Genomic DNA, 19,343 nt, shown 5'->3' with positions numbered 1-19,343 from the left:
TCGATGGCGCTGGAGTCGCTGACCGACCCGGCGCGCTGGCCGGTGGTGCGGGTCGCGCTGCACGCCGGGTTGCTGCTCGCCCTCGCCTATCTGCTCCAACGCATCCGCGACCTCCACCCACAACTGCCGATGCGTCAGCTGGCGCGCGGCAAGGGCGGCGAGCGACGCGCGCTGCTGGTGCTGATCCTGCTCTTCGCGGTGGTGCTGCTGCACCAGGCGAGCTGGCAGCTCACCGGGATGCTGCGCCCGCAGTTCATGGCCTTCATGCAGCTCTACGACCGGCGCGACTTCAACCCGGCGCACCGGCTGCGCCGCGGGCGTATCCTCGATCGCAACGGCGAGGTGCTGGTCTACAGCGAGGAGCAGGCCGACCGGGTCCGGCGTCACTACCGCGATGGGCCGGTGTTCGGCCATGTCGTCGGCTACCGTCACCCACGCTTCGGCGCCACCGGGCTGGAGGCGGTGGCCAGCGTCCATCTCGACGGCGGCACCCCGCTGCGGCTCGCCGACTGGGGCCGGGTCGGGCGTCAGGTGCTGACCCAGGACGAGCACCCGCGCGGTCACGACCTCTGGCTCACCCTCGATGCCGAGCTGCAGCGCCACGCCGTCGCCCTGCTCGGCGCGCGCCGCGGCGCGGTGGTGATGCTGCGCCCACAGGACGGCGCGCTGCTGGTGCTGGCGAGCACCCCGGGGTTCGACCCCGAGCGCATCGCCGCCACCCTCGGCGGCGCCGAGGACCCCGCCGCGCCCCTGCTTAACCGCGCCACCCAGGGGCTCTATCCACCGGGTTCGACCTTCAAGGTGGTGATGGCCGCGCTCGCACTCGAGCACGGCTTCAACACCACCATCGACTGTCCAGCCGAGGGCTTCACCACCTCGGCGCGCTATCCCCGCATCCGCGATCACGAGTACTACGAGGCGCGCGAGCACGGCACCGAGTGGCGCGGTCACGGCGCCATCGGGCTCGGCACGGCGCTGGCGCGCTCCTCCAACGTGTTCTTCGCCAAGCTCGGTGTCGGCTATGGTCACGCCGCCTTCTACGCCCTCGCCGACCGGCTCCATGCCAACCGGCCGATCGTGCTCCACCACAGCGCCCACGGACGCTACATCATGCAGACCCTGCGGCTGCCCCGGCTCGACCCCGATGACCGCTACGGACTGGCGCAGATGTCGCTCGGCCAGGGCGCGCTACTGATGAGCCCAGCGCAGCTCGCGCTGATCGGCGCGGCGGTGGGCAACCAGGGGGTGGCGATGCGCCCCCGGCTGCTGCGCGACCAGCCGCCCGAGGCGCTCGGCCAGTTCTTCTCGCCGACCACCAGTGCAGCGCTGCTACCGCTGCTGCGCGCGGTGGTCACCGAGGGCACGGCACGCGCGATCGACGACCCGGCGCTGCGCATCGCCGGCAAGACCGGCACCGCGCAGCACGCCCAGGGTCGGGCGCACAGCTGGTTCCTCGGGCTCGCCCCGGCCGAGCGCCCGACCCTGGCCGTCGCCGTCCTGGTCGAACGCGGCGGCTATGGCGCGGTGGCCGCCGCGCCGATCGCCCGCGCGCTCATCGAGCAGGCCGCCCGCCGGGGGTTGCTGCAATGAGCGCGCCGCCACCCGATCTGCGCGCGGCCTGGGCGCTGCGGGCCCCGGAGCGCGAACTGCTCGCCTGGGGGTTGCTGTGCGTCGGGCTCGGTTTCGCCATGGCGATCGGCAGCGCGCAGGCCGCCGGCGCGCGACTCGGCGCCGAGGTGCTGGTCGCCCCGGCGCTGCAGCTCGGCTGCGTGGTGGTGATCCATCTCGGTCTGGTGGCGCTGCGCTGTCGCGGCGACCAGCTGCTCACCGCCTGTATCGCCCTGCTCGCCGGCTTCGGGCTATTGGTGCGCTATCGCATGGGCGCCTTCGATCCGGGCGATCCGACCGACCCCGGGCTCTACGCCCTGCCACTCGGCGTGACGGCGATGCTCGTCACCTGCGCCCTGGCGATGCGCGGGCGCCATGTCCGGCTCGCCACCGCCGGCTGGCTGTGGGCGGCGCTGTCGCTGGCGCTGGTCGCCGTGGTGCTGGCACTCGGGCAGCGCTTTCGCGGCGCGATCTACGGTGTCGGGCTGGTGACGCCGACGGAACTCCTGAAGATCACCGCGGTGGTGTTCATGGCCTGGTTCGTCGACCGGCATGCCAAGGCGCTCGGCGAGTGGCGCGGACCCGGATCGATGTGGCCGCCGCTGCGCGCACTCTGGCCACTGGCGGGATTCTGGGCAGTGCTCGCGGCGCTACTGCTGTGGCAGCGCGATCTCGGCATGCTCGCGGTGCTGGCGACGGTGCAGCTGGTGGTGCTGGTCGCCGGCAGCGGGCGGCGCGGCTATCTGTGGTGGGGGCTAGGGCTCGGGGGCGCGCTCGGCGCGGCGGCGCTGGGGCTGTTCGCCCACGGTCAGCGCCGACTGGCCGCCTGGCTCGACCCCTTCGCCGACCCCACCGGGGCGAGCTGGCAGATCCTCCAGGGGCTCTCGGGGATGTACTCGGGCGGGCTGTGGGGCGAGGGACTGGGCGCGGGCAACCCGGAGTACACCCCGATCGCCCAGTCGGACTTCATCTATGCGGTGATCGGCGAGGAGTTCGGTTTCGTCGGCTGCGTGCTACTGGTGGTCTTCGTGCTGATCCTGCTGTGGCGCGGGTTGCTGGTCGCCGAGCGCACCCGCGACCGCTTCGGTCGTCTGCTCGGACTCGGGCTGGTCAGCGCCCTGGCCTGCCAGACCCTGCTCAATCTCGGCGGCGTGACCAAGCTCATCCCGCTGACCGGGATTACCCTGCCGCTGATCAGCCAAGGCGGCACCAGCCTGGTGACCGTGCTGGTGATGCTCGGGCTGGTGCTGGCGCTCTCCGACGGCCCGGCACCGCGCACACCCGGCACCCGGCGCACCACCAACCCGCGGCGACGGACGACACGCCCCCGACAGCGCCCGGATCAGACCCAGTAGACGCTGCCCGTCATCAGCCGCGAACCCCAACGCATCACCCGGCGCACCGGGGTGGGCAGCTCGGCGCCGCCGGCGGCGCGCGCGATCTGGGCGTGATGGATCTCGTCGGCGCGCATCTGTTCGAGGATGGCGCGACTCTTCTCGTCCTGTAGCGGGATCTGCTCGAGATGATCGTCGAGATGGTGCTCGACCTGGCGCTCGGTCTCGACCACGAAGCCGAGGCTCCACTTATCCCCGGCGATCCCGGCGGCCGCGCCGAGCCCGAAGGCACCGGCGTACCACAGCGGATTGAGCAGGCTCTTGCGGTCGTCGAGTTCGCGCAGCCGGGTCTCGCACCAGACGAGGTGGTCGTTCTCTTCCTGTGCCGAGCGCTCCAGCCGGTGGCGGGTCTCGGGCAGCCGCGCGGTCAACGCCTGGCCCTGGTAGAGCGCCTGGGCGCAGACCTCGCCGGTGTGGTTGATGCGCATCAACCGGGCGACATGACGGCGCTGATCGCTGCCGAGATCGCCCTCGCCGAGACCGACCGCGGGATTGGGACGCTCGGTCTGCGACGGCCGACCGAACAGGGTGCGCAGGGCGCGATCGCCCTGAATCAACAGGGCATCGACCGGGGTGTAGTGACGAGTGCTCATGGTCTCCTGGGGTCCGTGTTGACAGGGCGCGCCACGCGCGACGGCATCCGCGCCACCGGGGATCGATGCGATATCGGGGCGTGTACGGCGGATTTCATGTGTCCGGCAGGGGCTCGAGCTGGCGCGCGAGCAGCTCGACCGGATGCTCGACGGCGATCTCCAGCCCCGCCTCGCGCAGCGAGGCGGCCAGCTGCAGGGCACAGCCGAGGTTGGTGGTGACGATCAGCTCAGGGGCGGCGGCGCGGATCGCCGCGAGCTGATCGGCGAACAGCGCCTGCGCCATCCCCGGGCGTTCGAGCATGTAGATGCCGGCCGCACCGCAACAGCTCGCCTGTTCACCGAGCCCGATCAGCACCACCCCGGGGATGCGCCCGAGCAACCGGTGCACCGCAGCGTTGCCGCCGAGCAGGGTGCGATGGGTGCAGGGTTCGTGGACCAGCACCCGCAGCGGCGCCGGGCGCAGGCGCAGTGTCTCGGGCCAGGCCAGGCCATCGAGATAGGCGCACAGCTCGGCGGTCCCGGCGAGCGCCGGGTGCTCGCGCAGCTCGCCGACACAGGCGCTGGAGAAGCCCACCAGGGTGCGCCCGGCGTGCACCTCAGCGACCCGCTCGCGGCGTCGGTCGGCGGCCTCGGGGTGACCGGCGTGACGCAGCAGCGCCCCGCAGCACAGCGACTCCTCGGCGATCCGTGCACGCACGCCGAGCCGGGCGAGCAGCGCCCGCGCGGCCACCACCGCGCCCCCCTGCAGCCCCTCCTGGGTACAACCGACGAACAGGTCGACCTCGGCGCCCGTCGCCACCGAGGGCGCGACGCTCGCCGCGGTCGCCGGCTCGATCACCCGCGCGAGACGCAGATAGGGGGCGAGCCGGGACGGGGCGAGCCGATCGAGCCAGGGCATCGAGCCGAGCCGACGCAGCCGGGCGACGAGGGTGGCGAGCCGGCGCACCCACCCGGCCTCCGAGACCACCTCCAACCGTCGCCGCGACAACCAGCGCCGCCAAGGTGGACGCTGTGCCTGACGGCGCGAACGCGCCCCATCGATCAATCGCCCGTAGGCAACCAGCGAGGGACAGGCGCGCTCACAGGCACGACACCCGAGACAGCCGTCGAGGTGTGCAGCCAGGGTCGCATCCCACGGCAACTGGCCACTCACCCAGCCCTGGATCAGGGCGATGCGGCCACGCGGGGAGTCGCCCTCGTTGCGGGTCTGGGCATAGGTCGGGCAGTGCGGCAGGCAGAGCCCGCACTTGACGCATTGATCGGCGAGCCGGAGCAGTTCGCGGGCCGCCGGGTCGGCTGGGGGGGTCGGACTGGAGACGATGTTCAAGACGTTCGGACTCTGAGCGGACTGGGCTTGTGGGATCGACCGGGGCGAGCGGCCCGAAGCAGCGGCTCCGTGCTACCCTGTGCCCCCGGGCAAGCATTGGATCAGGATTGTCGACGCGAGACGATGACCTACTACCGCCATCATGTCTTCTTCTGCACCAACGCCCGCGACGACGGGCGTCAGAGCTGCGACCAGTGCGGCGCCCAGGAGATGCGCAACCACCTCAAGCAACGCGCCAAGGCATTGGGGCTGACCGGACCGGGCGGGGTACAGATCAGCACCGCCGGCTGCCTGGGTCGCTGCGAGCTGGGACCGGTGGTCGTGGTTTATCCAGAAGGCGTCTGGTATACTTTCGTGGATCAGGAGGACATTGAGGAGATCCTCCAGTCCCATCTGCTCGCCGGCAAGCACGTCAAGCGCTTGAAATTACCCGGCTGAACGGACCCGCAGCACAGATTGCACCCGATGATACAACGGGGGTTGCGCTCGTGAAACCGATCGCGTACCATCCCCGGTCTTTCTCGACGCAGATAACGAATTCACGGACCGCGCGCCGTTCCAGTTGCGCGTGGACTTCCCGGAGCGAAGGACATGACAACGACTGTTAGCGCCAAACCCGCAGAGGTTCGCCGCGCCTGGTACCTGATCGACGCCGAAGGCAAGACACTCGGCCGGCTCGCCAGCGAACTGGCGTTGCGCCTTCGCGGCAAGCACAAACCGCAATACACCCCGCACGTCGACACCGGTGATTACCTGGTGGTCGTCAACGCGGACAAGATTCGCGTGACCGGCAACAAGATGCAGGACAAGATGTACTACCGTCACACCGGGTACGTCGGTAACCTGAAGTCGACCAGCCTCGAGAAGCTGCTCGAGACCGCCCCCGAGCGTGCCATCCAGCTCGCCGTCAAGGGGATGCTGCCGCGCGGCCCGCTCGGACGCGCCATGTTCCGCAAGCTGCGTGTCTACGCCGGTCCGAACCACGAACACCAGGCGCAGCAGCCTCAGCCCCTCGAGCTCAACGTTTAGGAATCAGACGCATGTCGGAGACGCAACACGCTATTGGTCGCCGCAAGACGTCCGCCGCACGAGTTTTCTTGACGGCAGGCGCTGGCAACATCACGATCAACGGTCGCTCGATCGACCAGTTCTTCGGTCGAGAGACTGCCCGTATGGTGGTCCGTCAGCCGCTCGAGACCGCTGAGCTGGCCGACAAGATCGACGTCAATGTCACCGTCAAGGGCGGCGGCAACACCGGACAGGCCGGCGCCATCCGCCTCGGCATCGCTCGCGCGCTGGTCGAGTACGACGAGACCCTGCGCTCGCCGATGCGTCGTGCAGGCTTCCTGACCCGCGATGCCCGCGAGGTCGAGCGCAAGAAGGTCGGCCTGCACAAGGCGCGCAAGCGTCCGCAGTTCTCGAAGCGTTAAAACTTCGGGGTTGCCACGATGTGTCGAAGCCGATATAATGCTTCGACATATCGCGGCAAGCGATACAAATGGGGGATCGTCTAGCGGCAGGACTACGGACTCTGACTCCGTCAACCTAGGTTCGAATCCTAGTCCCCCAGCCATCTTCAAGAAAAAGGCTCAACCCACAGGGTTGGGCCTTTTTCTTTGTCTGTCTCCTTGACCCGAACCGCTCTCCCCGCCCCTCGGACGCGCTCGCCCGAGCCTCGACATGGGCACGAATGTGCTCTTTTCACAACAATCGTCCCCTCCTCGACTCATGCGCGCACCCGGTCCCACGGGAACCAACGGCCGCTCGCCAGTCCGATCCTTGGTCTTCATGAAAACGGTATCGATACCACGGCTGCGGGATCTTCGCGCATGCTTTACAGTTCACCTGATCACGGCATCCAATGAGGGCGAATGATGCAAAAAAGATACATTTTTGACGAGTGTGTCTTTTTCCCGTCCAATCTGTTGCAAAACGCCATGCCCTCCTCTATAGTTCAGATCGCAAAGCATGATTGCGCTCGGTTTCTGCAGTCTGTCTGACAAATTCACAACAGCGGAGAACATCATGAACAAGAAACTCATCACCCTGGCGGTCGCCACCGCCATGGCTGCCCCCGCCAGCGCGATGGCAGAGGCCGTCCTCTACGGCAAGCTGCACATGTCGATCGACTATGCAGACGTCGACTCCTTCGGCACCATCGCTGACACCGACAACGCCGTGAGTCTCCGCAACCTCCGTGAGGGCTTCAATGGTTGGGGCCTGAACAGCGGTGGTGACCTGCCGGGTCAGAGCCGCGCCAACCGCGTCGGCGTCAAGGGTTCCGAGGATCTGGGCAACGGTCTCAAGGCCATCTACCAGGTCGAGCTCGGCATCCGTATGACCGAAGAGGGCTACGGCAACGCCGCCTCCGGTGCCAACGACACCATCACCATGCGTAACAGCTTCGTCGGTCTCGCCGGCAACTGGGGTACCTTCCTCGTCGGCCGTCACGACAGCCCGATGAAGATCTCGACCGGCAAGCTCGACCTGTTCGCCGACACCATGGCTGACTTCAACGGCACCGTCGGCTTCGACGACAACCGTTTCGACAACGCCATCGCCTACATCAGCCCGAGCTTCAGCGGCTTCCAGCTGGCCGCCGCGACCCACGCTGGTGGTGGCTCGACCCTGGGCTTCGGTGAGAACGTCAACGCCGACAGCCTCGCCGAGGGTTACTCGCTGGCCGGTATCTACTCCAACGGCCCGTTCTACGCCACCGTCTCCTACGAGTCGATCGGTGACGAGCTGCTGATGGGCTCCACTGCCAGCCTCGCCGGCCCGACCAATGCTGGCTACGCCCACGACGACTTCACCAAGTGGCGCATCGGCCTCGGCCTCCTCGACTGGAACGGCTTCACCCTGGCCGCCGTCTACGAAGAGCAGACCGACATCCAGGATCCGAACGTCACCACCGTCAGCCTCGGCAACCCGGCACTCTTCGCTCAGGACCTGAGCCTGTGGCAGATCCAGGCCGCCTACGCCTTCGGTAACAACCAGGTCAAGGCCATGTACGGTAACGGTAGCCGTGACACCGACCTCAACCTGACCCGCGCCGGGATCGACAACGCCCTGCACGACGCCTACGACGGCGACTACAACACCTGGGCGATCGGCTTCGATCACAACTTCAGCAAGCGCACCAAGGCCTACGTGCTGTACACCCAGGTCGACGACGACTTCGACTACAACAGCTGGGACGGGTTCTCGCTGGGCATGATCCACAAGTTCTAAGCCTCGCGCGCTAGAACCGTGGAACGAAAAACGGGGCCATCGGCCCCGTTTTTCTTTGTCCGAGAAAAAGACGCCCGGCACCTGTCCTAGGCGTTCAACCGACCGAGGATCAACCCGCCACGGTCAGCGTGCGCGCGCCCTGGGCGGAACCGAGGATCAGCACATCGGCCGGACGCTGGGCGAAGATCCCCACGGTCACCACCCCGGCGATGGCATTGATCTGTTGCTCCAGGGCAACCGGATCCTGGATCTCGAGATGATGGACGTCGAGGATCAGGTTGCCGTTGTCGGTGACGAAACCATCACGCCACACCGGCGTCCCCCCCAGCTCGACCAGTGCTCGCGCGACATGGCTGCGCGCCATCGGGATCACCTCCACCGGTAGCGGGAAGGCGCCCAGCACGTCGACCAGCTTGCTCTCGTCGGCGATGCAGACGAAGCGCTCGCTCGCCGCGGCGACGATCTTCTCGCGCGTCAGCGCACCACCGCCACCCTTGATCAGCTGCAGGCGCGCGTTCGACTCATCGGCGCCATCGACATAGAGCGTCAGCTCGCCGGTGGCATTGAGATCAAGCACCGGAATGCCGTGCGCCTTCAGCCGCTCGGTCGAGGCCTCGGAACTCGACACCGCGCCCTCGATCTGCCCCTTGATGCCGGCTAGCGCATCGATGAAATGGTTGACGGTCGAGCCCGTCCCCACCCCGATCACACCGCCCTCGACATAGGCCAACGCGGCCTCGGCCGCCTGGCGCTTCATCGCGTCCTGGTCCATCTCACTCCTCCGCATGGGACTCTCTGGATGACGAACACGCCGATAGCTCGGCGTGATGACACGGCCGGCACGGCCGCGGGCGGCCATCATAGCAACCGCGCCGAGGCGTCGCTGCGCTAACATGGAGCGGCAACGCTATCCCCGGAGTCCTCCATGCCCACACACTACATCGAGCGCATCCTCCGCGCTCGCGTCTACGACGTCGCCCGCGAGACCCCGTTGACCAAGGCCCCACTGCTCTCGGCCCGAGTCGGCAACACCGTCTATCTCAAGCGCGAGGACCTGCAGCCGGTGTTCTCGTTCAAGCTACGCGGCGCCTACAACAAGCTCGTCGGACTCGATGACGAGGCGCGCGCGCGCGGGGTGATCGCCGCCAGCGCCGGCAACCACGCCCAGGGCGTCGCCCTCGGCGCCAAACGCCTGGGGATCACCGCCACCATCGTGATGCCACGCACCACCCCGGCGATCAAGGTCGGCGCGGTGCGCCGGCTCGGGGCCAAGGCCCTGCTCCACGGTGACTCCTACGACGAGGCCTATGCCCATGCCATGGAGCTGGTCGAGGCCCAGGGGCTGACCTTCATCCACCCCTTCGACGACCCCGAGGTGATCGCCGGTCAGGGCACCATCGGCATGGAGATCCTGCGTCAGCACCCGACCCCGCCCGACGCCATCTTCGTCCCAGTCGGCGGCGGCGGACTGATCGCCGGCATCGCCGCCTATGTGAAATGGCTCTACCCCCAGGTGCGGATCATCGGCGTCGAGCCCGAGGAGGCGCCGACCCTACACCATGCACTCGCCGCCGGCGCCCCGGTCGAACTCGAGCGGGTCGGGCTGTTCGCCGACGGGGTCGCGGTCAAACGCATCGGTGAGGAGACCTTCCGCATCGCCCGCGAACACGTCGACGAGGTGGTGCTGGTGAGCACCGACGAGCTCTGCGCTGCGGTCAAGGACATCTTCGACGACACCCGCGGCATCGCCGAACCGGCCGGGGCGCTCGCAGTGGCGGGGATGAAGCGCTATGTCGCCACCCACGACATCCGCGACCAGCAGCTGGTAGCCATCGAGAGCGGCGCCAACGTCAACTTCGACCGCCTGCGCCACGTCGCCGAGCGTGCCGAACTCGGCGAGCGCCGCGAGGCCCTGCTCGCCGTCGCCATCCCCGAGCGCCCGGGCAGCTTCCTCGCCTTCTGCAAGCTGCTCGGTAAACGCCAGATCACCGAGTTCAACTACCGCTATGCCGATGCCCGCAAGGCACAGGTCTTCGTCGGGGTCGAGCTGAGTCGGGGCCAGAGCGAGCGCGAGGAGCTGATCGCCCGGCTCACCGCCAAGGGGCTCGAAGTCGTCGACATGAGCGACAACGAGACGGCCAAGCTCCACATCCGCTTCATGGTCGGTGGTCACGCCTCGGGGATCGACGACGAGATGCTGGTGCGCTTCGAGTTCCCCGAGCGCCCGGGCGCCTTGCTCAACTTCCTCACCGCCATCGGCAGGCGCTGGAACATCAGCCTGTTCCACTATCGCAACCATGGCGCGGCCTATGGCCGGGTGCTACTCGGCGCCCAGGTCCCAGCCGCCGAGCACGCCCACTTTCGTGACTCGCTCGACACCCTGGGTTACAGCTATTGGGAAGAGACCGACAACCTCGCCTATCGACTGTTTGCTAGCGCCAGCGCCCTCAGCGGTGAGGCCGACGATAACAACCGCGTTCGGTAAAGACCGCATCGAGCACCACGTCCCAGGGACGTGGCGCAATGTGCTCGAGACGTTGACAGTCATGGGCGATCCCATACAGCCGCGGTCGATACCAGTGACGCCGCCGCTGCAGATACGCCAGGGCCCGGTCGTAGAAACCGCCCCCCATGCCGATGCGATGACAATCGGCATCGAAGCCCACCAACGGCACCAACAGCAGGTCGAGGTGCTTGACCGGCCGGATCGCACGACCGCGCGCGCAGGGCTCGGGGATGCGATAGCGATTGCGACACATGCGCCGCCGTGACTGGTGGGACACGAACCACAGCCGAGAACCGTGGCGTAATGCCGGGCGCCGCAATACCGGCAGGTAAAAGCGATGCCCGCGACCACGCAGCGACTTGATCAGAGGGCGCAGATCGGGTTCGCCATCGCTCGGCCAGTAGAGCGCGATCCGCTGCGCACGCAGCACTCGCAGCTCACGTCCCAGGTGCCGGACGAGCGCGCGCGTGTGACGACGCTGTGTCCTGGTGTCGAGCGCGCGACGGCGCTGACGCAAGGTGCGGCGCAATGCAGGAAGGGAAGATTCGGACATGTCAGGATGGGGTAAAGGACACCCCCCACGGGTGCCGGTGCAGACCTTCGTTCTTGAACCAGAGGGTTCAAGTGGGAACAATCGACAATGGCATCAGGCTTTCCGCTCGGGGCGGACATGCACAACAGCCTTTGCGTTCATGTCCCCAGGGTCGAGATTAGGCTCAAGAAAATACCCAGGCCGCTGTCGAACACTACAGGGGGTGCCGCAATGACAGGCTAACCCTTTTCGGCGGATGCGTCCAGGGCGGAGGTGGTCGCGAGCGCCTCGGACAATTGACCCTGGAGACGACCGAGGCGGTCGAACAGCGCATCGTCACAGGGCGGACCACCGGCACGCTGCAACTGGATCAACTCATGGGCGATGTTGAGCGCCGCGATCACCGCGATCCGATCGGTACCGATCACCCGTCCGGTCTGACGGATCTCACGCATCCGGCCATCGAGCAACCGCGCCGAGTCGCGCAGTCCCTCCTCCTCGTGCGGCTCGCAGGCGACCCGATAATCCTTGTCGAGGATACGGATGGTCACCTGCAGCGGTTCGTCGCTCACAAGCTCTCCTCCATCGCGCGCAGGCGCGAGAGCATCGCCTCGACCCGACCGCGCGCCTGTTCGGTCTTCTCGATCAGCTCACCACGCTCGGCCACCAGCGTCTCCTGACGCGCGCGCAGCGAGACATTCTCCTCGCGCAGCCGCTGATTGAGCCGGATCAATGCAGCGACCTGCCGTTCCAGTTGGTCTAGATCGAAATCGGCCAAGGTGCGTGACTCCATTGCAGTTCAGCGCACTATAGAAGGGGCCAGGAATAGGGTCAATCGAGCGCAGGCCAGCGGACGATTGCTCGAACCCAATTCTTAAGGGTACAGCAACCAACGGGATTAACCGCGAAGATACCGTCTTGCCTGTCAATCGACGATCATGCAACACCAGCCTCCCCCGACTGAAGGCTGGAAGCTGGTTTGAACCGCGAAGACACGAAGCGCGCAAAGGGGAGAAAAGCCTTCAGCGACCAGCCTCCAGCCCGTAGGTTGGGTTGCCCATAACCACCGATCGACGAATCCTTGGGGCTCCAGGACGGGCAACCCAACATCGCCACCAGGCGGCCGCCACCGCAAAGACGCAATCGAGCTGCCTCAATCTCGCGTGGTGGGAGCTAACCACCACGGGGCCGCAAGATACAAGACTCAAAGGACACGAAGAAAGCGACCAGCCTTCAGCTGCCAGCCTCCAGTGTCGGTTTGCAGCCACCTGCAACGCCACCAAACAGGCCTGCCCCTCCTCATAGGAGGCAGACAGCTGGCCGCTCCTCCCGGTAACCAGGGCACCCGTCGGCGAGCGCGCGCCCACTGGCGACTGACAGCCGCAGGCTGGCCTGCTCTTCCCCTTTGCGGCTTTGCGGTTCAATCCTCCCGGCGGCTGGCGGCTGGCGGCTGGCGGCTGGCGGCTGGAACCCATGCTATGATCGGCTGTCGATTCACCGCGACGCGCGCGCTCATGCGCTACGGAGGTTGCCACGGACATCGACAACACCCGGCTCGACCAACTTCTCGAGGCGAGCCCACTCACCCCGACCGCGAGCGAGGCACACGGCATGCTGTGTGGTTTCGTCTGCGCCGGCGTCACCGACCCCGAGCAACGCTGGCTCGACCAGCTGCTGCCCGCCAAGTCACCCCAGGCCGACGCCGCTCAGCCCGCGACGGACCCGACCGACCCCGACCCCACCGATCAAGAGGCGGTCGAGGCCACCCGCGAAGAGACCCGCGCCGCCCTCGGCGAACTCGCACGCACCACCCGCGCCGCCCTCGCCGACGAGGACTGCGGCTTCACCCCGCTGTTGCCCGACGAGGGCGCGCCACTAGCACAACGTGCCACCGCCCTCTACGACTGGGTACGCGGTTTCCTCTATGCCCTCGGCATGCTCGGCGTCTCCGAGCACACCCTCTCCGAGCAGGGGCGTGAGATCCTGCGCGACTTCGCCGACATCACCCGCATGGACCTCAATGACCTCGACGACGACGAGGAGAACGAGACCGCGCTGACCGAGGTCATCGAATTCACCCGTGCCGCCGCACTGCTGCTCCACGACGAGGCCCCGGCGCGTCAGGACCAGGATGCGGGAGAGGCGTCATGAGCATCGACGAGTATCGGCAACACCGCGCCGCGCTGATCGAGCGCATCGGCCCCGAGGCCGTTGCCATCGTCCCCGCCGCACGCGAGACCGAGCGCAACCGCGGTGTCAATCACCCCTTCCGCCAGGACAGTGATTTCCGCTATCTCACCGGCTTTCCCGAACCCGATGCGATCGCGGTGATCGTTCCCGGCCGCGCCGAGGGTGAGTTCGTCCTGTTCTGTCGCGAGCGCGATCCCGAGCGCGAGCAGTGGCACGGCCGGCGCATCGGTGCCGAGGGGGCGGTGACCGCCTATGGCGCCGACCAGGCCCATCCGCTCTCCGCCCTCGATCAGATGCTCCCCGAGCTGCTCGTCGGACGCACCCGCCTGCATTACCCGATCGGCGAGGACAGCAACCTCGACACCCGCATCCACGACTGGCTCGGGCGCGCCCGTGCCTCCACCCGGGGCACGGCACCGGTCCCAGAGACCCAGACCCGACTCGGCGCTACCCTCCATGAGCTGCGCCTGCACAAACGCCCGGCCGAGATCGCACTGATGCGCCGCGCCGCCGAGATCTCCGCCGCGGCCCATCGCGCGCTGATGCGACGCTGCCGACCGGGTCTGCCCGAGCTCGCGCTCGAGGCCGAGTTCCAGTACCGCTGCGCCGATGCCGGCGCGCGCTTCCAAGCCTATCCGCCGATCGTCGCCGGCGGCAGTAATGCCTGCATCCTCCACTACACCGAGAACGACGCCCTGCTGCGCGACGGCGAGCTGGTGCTGATCGACGCCGGCGGCGAGTTCGAAGGCTATGCCGCCGACATCACCCGTACCTTCCCGGTCAACGGCCGCTTCAGCACCCCGCAACGCGAACTCTACGACCTGGTCCTCGAGTCCCAATACGCGGCGATTGCTGCCGCCCGGCCCGGCGCCAGCGTCGATGCCCCGCACCAGGCCGCGCTCGCCGTCCTCACCCGAGGGCTGGTGCGACTCGGCATCCTCGAGGGCGACCCCGAGACGCTGTTGCAGGAAGGCGCCTATCGCCCCTATTACATGCACCGCACCGGCCACTGGCTGGGCCTGGACGTGCACGACGTCGGTCGCTATCGCGATCGCGACGGCACCTGGCGCGCCCTCGAACCCGGGATGGTGATCACCGTCGAGCCCGGACTCTACCTACCCGATGAGGCAGGCATCCCGATCGCCTATCGCGGCATCGGCATCCGCATCGAGGACGACGTCCTGATCACCGGCGATGGCCATGAGGTCCTCACCGCTGCCGCGCCGAAGTCCCCGGAGGACATCGAGGCACTGATGGCGAGTTGAGACGGCCGGGCGCCGTCAACGACGCAGACAGAACCCGTGAGAGAGCTATGCACGAGTACGATGTAGTGATCGTCGGCGGCGGCCTGGTCGGGGGCACCCTGGCCTGCGCCCTCGCCCCGACCGGACTCAGGGTCGCGTTGGTCGAATCCGTCGCCCCCGAGACCATGCGCCAACCGAGCTATGACGAGCGGGTGATCGCCCTCTCGCTCGGCAGCCAGCGCATCCTCCAAGGCATCGGGCTGTGGCCGCGCATCGCCGCCGAGTCCGAACCCATCCGCAGGGTCCATGTCTCCGACCGTGGGCATTGCGGCTTCACCCGGCTCGACCACACCGAACTCGGCGTCGAGGCGCTCGGCCAGGTGGCCCCGGCGCGGGTCATGGGGCATGCCATCCGCACCCGGCTTGCCACCGTCGAACGCCTCATCACTCTGTGTCCGGCGCGCCTCTGCAACCACCGGCTCGAGGGTGACCGGGTTGCGCTCGAACTACAGTGTCAGGGCCGCGACCTCCAGCTCAGCACCCGGCTGCTGGTGGCCGCCGACGGCGGCGACTCGGCCATCCGCGCCCGTCTCGGGCTCGGCACCCGTGGCCACACCTACGGCCAGGACGCCATCATCACCACGGTCACCGCCGACCACGCCAGCCCCGGCACCGCCTACGAGCGCTTCACCGAGACCGGCCCATTGGCGCTGCTGCCGATGACCGAGGGACGTTACTCGGTGGTCTGGACCTGTCGCGAGGACGAGACCGCCGAGCTGCTCGCGCTCTCCGACACCGACTTCATCGCCCTGCTGCAGGCGCGCTTCGGCTACCGGCTCGGCCGGCTCGAACACCCCTCGGCGCGCCAGGCCTACCCACTGCGGCTCGCGCTCACCCGCGAGCCGGTGCAGCAACGCGTGGTGCTGATCGGCAACGCCGCCCACACCCTCCACCCGGTCGCGGGTCAGGGCTTCAACCTCGGGCTGCGTGATGTCGCCGCACTCGCCGAGGTGCTCGCCGACCCGGCCGGACGCGCCGATCCCGGCGGACCCGAGACCCTCACCGCCTATCGCCGCTGGCGCGGCAGCGATCAGCTCGCCACCGGGTTGGTCACCGACCTGCTGGCGCGGGTCTTCGTCAACCCGCTGCGCCCAGTGCTCGGGCTACGCGCAGCGGCGATGCTCGGTATCGATCTGCTCCCCGGCGCCCGCCGACGGGTCGCGCGACGTTTCATGGGGCTGGACGGGACTCAGCCCCGACTTGCCTGCGGTCTACCCCTGAGGACGAGCCATGCATGATCCAGACACGACCCATGACCTGCTGATCATCGGTGGCGGCATGGTCGGCGCGCTCTGTGCCGCCGCCTGTGCCGGCAAGGGACTGCGCATCGCGGTGATCGAACCGCGCCCCCCCGCGCTCGACTGGCCGGAAGACACCACCGACCTTCGGGTCTGCGCCCTCAGTCGCGCCAGCCAGCGCATCCTGCAACGGCTCGGGGTATGGGCACGTATCGATGCGCTCGGCACCAGCCCCTACCGCGAGATGCGAGTGTGGAACGGCAGGGGGGCCGGGATCCATTTCGACAGCCGCGCCCTCGGTGAACCCGATCTCGGCCATATCGTCGAGAACCGGGTGATCCAGCGCGCGCTCTGGGAGCACCTCGCCGAACATACCGAGGTCGAGTTGATCACCCCGGCACGGATCACCGAGTTCGCACTCGACGCCGCGCTCACCCGGCTCGGCCTCGACGACGGTCGCCAGCTGCGTGGCCGGCTGCTGATCGGCTCCGACGGGCGCGATTCCCAGGTCCGGACCCTTGCCGGGATCGAGACCTACGGCTGGGACTACGACCAGCGCGCCATCGTCGCCACCGTACGCCCCGAGCACGGCCACCAGGAGACGGCCTGGCAGCGTTTCCTGCCGAGCGGTCCACTGGCCCTGTTACCACTGCGTGACGGCGCCTGCTCACTGGTGTGGTCGACCACCGAGCAACAGGCCGAGACGCTGCTCGCACTCGCCCCCGGCGCCTTCTCCGAGGCGCTCACCGAGGCCAGCGGTGGACGTCTCGGCAGGCTCACCCTCGAGGGCGAGCGCGCCGCCTTTGCGCTGCGCCTGCAGCACGCCAAACGCTATGTACAACCGGGGCTGGCGCTGATCGGCGATGCCGCCCACGCCATCCACCCACTCGCCGGCCAGGGGGTCAACCTCGGCTTCCTCGATGCCGCCGAACTGGCCGCCGCGCTCGACCTGGCGCGCACCCGCGGACGCGCCATCAACGGCAGCTGGACGCTACGCCACTATGAGCGCGCCCGCCGCGGCGACAACCTGGCGATGCTCGCCGCCATGGATGGCTTCAAGCGTCTGTTCGGCACCGCCAACCCATTCCTGGCGCGACTGCGCGGCCTCGGGCTCACGGCCACCGACCACCTGCCCGCGCTCAAGCGCGTCTTCATCGCGCGTGCCCTGGGCCTCGGCGACGATCTGCCGCCACTGGCGCGCCCCTGAGCCCGGCCACGCCATATCCGTACGAGAGGCATCCAAGGGGGATCCATCGACATGTCCGCGAACAACGCCTTCTACGCCCAATCCGGCGGCGTCACCGCCGTCATCAACGCCTCGGCCTGTGGGGTGATCGAGACCGCGCGTCAACACCCCGACCGGATCGGCAAGGTCTATGCCGGGCGCCACGGTATCATCGGCGCGCTCACCGAGGACCTGATCGATACCTCCGCCGAGTCCGACGAGGCGATCGCCGCGCTGCGCTACACCCCGTCGGGCGCCTTCGGTTCCTGTCGCTACAAGCTCAAGAGCCTGGAGGCCAACCGCCGCGAGTACGAGCGCCTGATCGAGGTCTTCCGCGCCCACGACATCGGCTATTTCTTCTACAACGGCGGCGGCGACTCGGCCGACACCTGTTACAAGGTCTCTCAGCTCTCGGCCAGCCTCGGCTATCCGGTACAGGCGATCCACATCCCCAAGACCGTCGACAACGACCTGCCGATCACCGACAACTGCCCCGGCTTCGGCTCGGTGGCCAAGTACATCGCCACCTCCACCCTCGAGGCCTCGTTCGACGTGCGCTCGATGGCCAAGACCTCGACCAAGGTCTTCGTGCTCGAGGTGATGGGCCGTCACGCCGGCTGGATCGCCGCCGCCGGCGCGCTCGCCGAGGACCACGGTATCCCGGTGCTGGTGCTCTTCCCCGAGGTCGAGTTCGACCAGGCCCGCTTCCTCGCCGCGGTACAGGAGAAGGTCGAGCGCCACGGCTTCTGCACCGTAGTGGTCTCCGAGGGCGCGCACTACCCCGATGGCCGCTTCCTCGCCGAACAGGGCACCCGCGACGCCTTCGGCCACGCCCAGCTCGGCGGCGCCGCGCCGGTGGTGGCGAACATGGTCAAGGAGGCCTTCGGCTACAAGTTCCACTGGGCGGTGGCCGACTATCTGCAGCGCGCCGCGCGTCATCTCGCCTCCAAGACCGACGTCGAGCAGGCCTACGCCATGGGCCGCGCCGGGGTCGAGTTCGCCCTCGCCGGGCACAACGCGGTGATGCCGACGGTGCGCCGGCTGAGCAACGATCCCTACGCCTGGGAGGTCGGCGAGGCCCCGCTCGCCGAGGTCGCCAACGTCGAGAAGTTCATGCCCAAGGAGTTCATTTCCGCCGACGGCTACGGCATCACCCAGGCCTGCAAGGACTACCTGATCCCGCTGATCCAGGGCGAGGACTACCCGCCCTTCGAGCGCGGCCTGCCCAAATACGTCACCCTCCAGAACCGCGCCGTCGAGCGCAGACTCGGACTGTTCGAGGTCGAGTAGGCGAAACGCTGAACCACAAAGACGCGAAGCACGCAAAGACGCGTGCCGTTGCCGTCAGCCCACATCTGGGCTGACGGACATCCATCGATCACACCACGGCTCCACTCGTCGTCTGTCAGCGCACGCACCGAAGCGCATCGAGACAACCTGGACAATGACGCCTTGATCACCTTCGCGCCCTTCGCGCCTTGGCGGTTCAATCCTCGGCTGGGCTGACTGCTGAAACCCACCGAAACCGCCCGTGATTGGGATTCCGTCACGGGGATCGTCTACAATCCGTCGCTTTCCGTCGCCAGTGCGCGCCTGGGGCGCGATCGCCCCTGTGCTCGCGTGCGCGCCGCGACAACCACCCTCGCAACCATCAGAGTGCTCACATGGATCTGAAGAAAGTCTCCAGGGGCGACAACGTCCCCAACGAAATCAACGTCATCATCGAGATCCCGGCCCGTTCCGAGCCGGTGAAGTATGAGATGGAGAAGGAAACCGGCGCCATGTTCGTCGACCGCTTCATGTCGACGGCGATGTACTACCCCTGCAACTACGGCTACGTCCCCCACACCCTCTCGGCCGACGGTGACCCGGTGGACGTGTTGGTGGCCACCCCCTACCCACTGCTGTGCGGCTCGGTGATCAAGTGCCGCCCGATCGGCGTGCTGAAGATGACCGACGAGTCGGGCGACGACGCCAAGGTGCTGGCGCTGCCGATCGACAAGCTCTACAAGGGCTATCGTCACATCACCAACTTCCGCGACATGCCCGAGCACCTGCTCGATCAAATCGCCCACTTCTTCGAGCACTACAAGGATCTCGACGAGGGCAAATGGGTGCGTGTCGACGGTTGGTTCGGCCGCGAGGAGGCACGCCAGGAGATCATGGAGAGCGTGCGCATGTTCGACGAGGCCCCG

Annotated in this window: 18 protein-coding genes, 1 tRNA gene, 1 other RNA gene and 1 pseudogene; 14 read left to right on the top strand and 7 right to left on the bottom strand. The window is 67.8% G+C overall.

The window, feature by feature from the left end; all coding sequences use genetic code 11:
- Positions 1-3: 3 nt before the first annotated feature.
- Together HF203_RS03325 and HF203_RS03320 are read left to right on the top strand one after the other, a co-directional pair.
- Positions 4-1,590, top strand: coding sequence for a peptidoglycan D,D-transpeptidase FtsI family protein (locus HF203_RS03325; RefSeq protein WP_168666566.1), 1,587 nt, complete (start codon positions 4-6; stop codon positions 1,588-1,590).
- A complete protein-coding gene (locus HF203_RS03320) occupies positions 1,587-2,963 on the top strand; it encodes an FtsW/RodA/SpoVE family cell cycle protein (protein WP_168666564.1) in 1,377 nt (458 codons plus the stop codon). The genes HF203_RS03325 and HF203_RS03320 overlap by 4 nt, the downstream gene beginning before the upstream one ends.
- On the opposite strand, the gene coq7 is transcribed toward HF203_RS03320, so the two are convergent.
- Both coq7 and HF203_RS03310 read right to left on the bottom strand, forming a co-directional pair.
- Positions 2,951-3,595, bottom strand: a complete 645-nt coding sequence (gene coq7, locus HF203_RS03315; RefSeq protein ID WP_168666562.1) for a 2-polyprenyl-3-methyl-6-methoxy-1,4-benzoquinone monooxygenase — start codon at positions 3,593-3,595, stop codon at positions 2,951-2,953. The two genes, HF203_RS03320 and coq7, sit on opposite strands and share 13 nt — an antisense overlap.
- A gap of 94 nt (positions 3,596-3,689) precedes the next feature.
- The gene (locus tag HF203_RS03310) at positions 3,690-4,922 is read right to left on the bottom strand and encodes a (Fe-S)-binding protein (RefSeq protein WP_168666560.1); all 1,233 of its coding nucleotides are present in this window, start codon (positions 4,920-4,922) and stop codon (positions 3,690-3,692) included.
- Between the two features lie 123 nt (positions 4,923-5,045).
- Between HF203_RS03310 and HF203_RS03305 the strand changes: the two genes are divergently transcribed.
- The 5 genes from HF203_RS03305 (at position 5,046) to HF203_RS03285 (ending at position 8,153) form a co-directional block, all read left to right on the top strand.
- Positions 5,046-5,360, top strand: a complete 315-nt coding sequence (locus HF203_RS03305) for a (2Fe-2S) ferredoxin domain-containing protein (RefSeq protein ID WP_168666558.1) — start codon at positions 5,046-5,048, stop codon at positions 5,358-5,360.
- Positions 5,361-5,513: 153 nt separating this feature from the next.
- Positions 5,514-5,951 (top strand): 50S ribosomal protein L13, encoded by a 438-nt coding sequence (rplM, locus tag HF203_RS03300; RefSeq protein ID WP_005222322.1) that lies wholly within the window; start codon positions 5,514-5,516, stop codon positions 5,949-5,951.
- An 11-nt stretch (positions 5,952-5,962) separates the two neighbouring features.
- Entirely contained in the window at positions 5,963-6,352 is a 390-nt protein-coding gene (rpsI, locus tag HF203_RS03295) for a 30S ribosomal protein S9 (protein ID WP_168666556.1), read from the top strand.
- A gap of 69 nt (positions 6,353-6,421) precedes the next feature.
- Positions 6,422-6,495 (top strand) — tRNA-Gln (locus tag HF203_RS03290).
- A gap of 452 nt (positions 6,496-6,947) precedes the next feature.
- Positions 6,948-8,153, top strand: a complete 1,206-nt coding sequence (locus HF203_RS03285) for a porin (RefSeq protein ID WP_168666554.1) — start codon at positions 6,948-6,950, stop codon at positions 8,151-8,153.
- Between the two features lie 109 nt (positions 8,154-8,262).
- Here HF203_RS03285 and rpiA read toward each other — a convergent pair whose 3' ends face one another.
- On the bottom strand, positions 8,263-8,925 hold the full coding sequence (gene rpiA, locus HF203_RS03280) for a ribose-5-phosphate isomerase RpiA (protein WP_168666552.1): 663 nt from the start codon (positions 8,923-8,925) through the stop codon (positions 8,263-8,265).
- A 144-nt stretch (positions 8,926-9,069) separates the two neighbouring features.
- Here rpiA and ilvA point away from each other — a divergent pair.
- A pseudogene (gene ilvA / locus HF203_RS03275) lies at positions 9,070-10,638 on the top strand (threonine ammonia-lyase, biosynthetic); the annotation flags it as partial.
- On the opposite strand, the gene HF203_RS03270 reads toward ilvA, so the two are convergent.
- The 4 genes from HF203_RS03270 to HF203_RS03255 form a co-directional block, all read right to left on the bottom strand.
- Positions 10,601-11,212 carry a 5-formyltetrahydrofolate cyclo-ligase gene (locus tag HF203_RS03270; protein ID WP_168666548.1) on the bottom strand — a complete coding sequence of 204 codons (612 nt, stop codon included), beginning with the start codon at positions 11,210-11,212 and terminating at the stop codon, positions 10,601-10,603. The pseudogene ilvA and the gene HF203_RS03270 sit on opposite strands and share 38 nt — an antisense overlap.
- A gap of 18 nt (positions 11,213-11,230) precedes the next feature.
- Positions 11,231-11,417: non-coding RNA, 6S RNA (gene ssrS, locus HF203_RS03265), on the bottom strand.
- Positions 11,418-11,430: 13 nt separating this feature from the next.
- Complete coding sequence (locus HF203_RS03260; protein WP_168666546.1) at positions 11,431-11,763, bottom strand: cell division protein ZapA; 333 nt, start codon at positions 11,761-11,763, stop codon at positions 11,431-11,433.
- Positions 11,760-11,969: a TIGR02449 family protein gene (locus tag HF203_RS03255; protein ID WP_168666544.1), complete on the bottom strand. Its 210-nt coding sequence runs from the start codon at positions 11,967-11,969 to the stop codon at positions 11,760-11,762. The genes HF203_RS03260 and HF203_RS03255 overlap by 4 nt, the downstream gene beginning before the upstream one ends.
- Positions 11,970-12,730: 761 nt before the next feature.
- Between HF203_RS03255 and HF203_RS03250 the strand changes: the two genes are divergently transcribed.
- From HF203_RS03250 to ppa, 6 genes are all read left to right on the top strand, one after another.
- Positions 12,731-13,342, top strand: coding sequence for a UPF0149 family protein (locus HF203_RS03250; RefSeq protein WP_168666918.1), 612 nt, complete (start codon positions 12,731-12,733; stop codon positions 13,340-13,342).
- Positions 13,339-14,646: a Xaa-Pro aminopeptidase gene (gene pepP, locus HF203_RS03245; protein ID WP_168666542.1), complete on the top strand. Its 1,308-nt coding sequence runs from the start codon at positions 13,339-13,341 to the stop codon at positions 14,644-14,646. Before HF203_RS03250 ends, pepP begins: the two co-directional genes overlap by 4 nt.
- 47 nt (positions 14,647-14,693) lie before the next feature.
- Positions 14,694-15,923 (top strand): 2-octaprenyl-6-methoxyphenyl hydroxylase, encoded by a 1,230-nt coding sequence (gene ubiH, locus HF203_RS03240; RefSeq protein ID WP_168666540.1) that lies wholly within the window; start codon positions 14,694-14,696, stop codon positions 15,921-15,923.
- On the top strand, positions 15,916-17,130 hold the full coding sequence (locus HF203_RS03235; protein WP_168666538.1) for a UbiH/UbiF/VisC/COQ6 family ubiquinone biosynthesis hydroxylase: 1,215 nt from the start codon (positions 15,916-15,918) through the stop codon (positions 17,128-17,130). The genes ubiH and HF203_RS03235 overlap by 8 nt, the downstream gene beginning before the upstream one ends.
- Before the next feature lie 51 nt (positions 17,131-17,181).
- Positions 17,182-18,438 (top strand): 6-phosphofructokinase, encoded by a 1,257-nt coding sequence (locus tag HF203_RS03230; RefSeq protein WP_168666536.1) that lies wholly within the window; start codon positions 17,182-17,184, stop codon positions 18,436-18,438.
- Positions 18,439-18,812: 374 nt separating this feature from the next.
- Positions 18,813-19,343, top strand: a 531-nt coding sequence (gene ppa, locus HF203_RS03225) for an inorganic diphosphatase (protein ID WP_168666534.1), incomplete at its 3' end; no start/stop codon positions are given.

Origin of the sequence: Marichromatium bheemlicum, from assembly GCF_012276755.1 — a bacterium.
GTDB classification, from domain to species: Bacteria; Pseudomonadota; Gammaproteobacteria; order Chromatiales; family Chromatiaceae; genus Marichromatium; species Marichromatium bheemlicum.
This window is presented reverse-complemented; position numbering and strand designations above follow the sequence as displayed.

Coding starts and splice junctions, on each gene's coding strand:
- HF203_RS03325 (WP_168666566.1), top strand. CDS start 4: ATGGCGCTGGAGTCGCTGACCGACCCGGCGCGCTGGCCGGTGGTGCGG.
- HF203_RS03320 (WP_168666564.1), top strand. CDS start 1,587: ATGAGCGCGCCGCCACCCGATCTGCGCGCGGCCTGGGCGCTGCGGGCC.
- coq7 (WP_168666562.1), bottom strand. CDS start 3,595: ATGAGCACTCGTCACTACACCCCGGTCGATGCCCTGTTGATTCAGGGC.
- HF203_RS03305 (WP_168666558.1), top strand. CDS start 5,046: ATGACCTACTACCGCCATCATGTCTTCTTCTGCACCAACGCCCGCGAC.
- rplM (WP_005222322.1), top strand. CDS start 5,514: ATGACAACGACTGTTAGCGCCAAACCCGCAGAGGTTCGCCGCGCCTGG.
- rpsI (WP_168666556.1), top strand. CDS start 5,963: ATGTCGGAGACGCAACACGCTATTGGTCGCCGCAAGACGTCCGCCGCA.
- HF203_RS03285 (WP_168666554.1), top strand. CDS start 6,948: ATGAACAAGAAACTCATCACCCTGGCGGTCGCCACCGCCATGGCTGCC.
- rpiA (WP_168666552.1), bottom strand. CDS start 8,925: ATGGACCAGGACGCGATGAAGCGCCAGGCGGCCGAGGCCGCGTTGGCC.
- HF203_RS03270 (WP_168666548.1), bottom strand. CDS start 11,212: ATGTCCGAATCTTCCCTTCCTGCATTGCGCCGCACCTTGCGTCAGCGC.
- pepP (WP_168666542.1), top strand. CDS start 13,339: ATGAGCATCGACGAGTATCGGCAACACCGCGCCGCGCTGATCGAGCGC.
- ubiH (WP_168666540.1), top strand. CDS start 14,694: ATGCACGAGTACGATGTAGTGATCGTCGGCGGCGGCCTGGTCGGGGGC.
- HF203_RS03235 (WP_168666538.1), top strand. CDS start 15,916: ATGCATGATCCAGACACGACCCATGACCTGCTGATCATCGGTGGCGGC.
- HF203_RS03230 (WP_168666536.1), top strand. CDS start 17,182: ATGTCCGCGAACAACGCCTTCTACGCCCAATCCGGCGGCGTCACCGCC.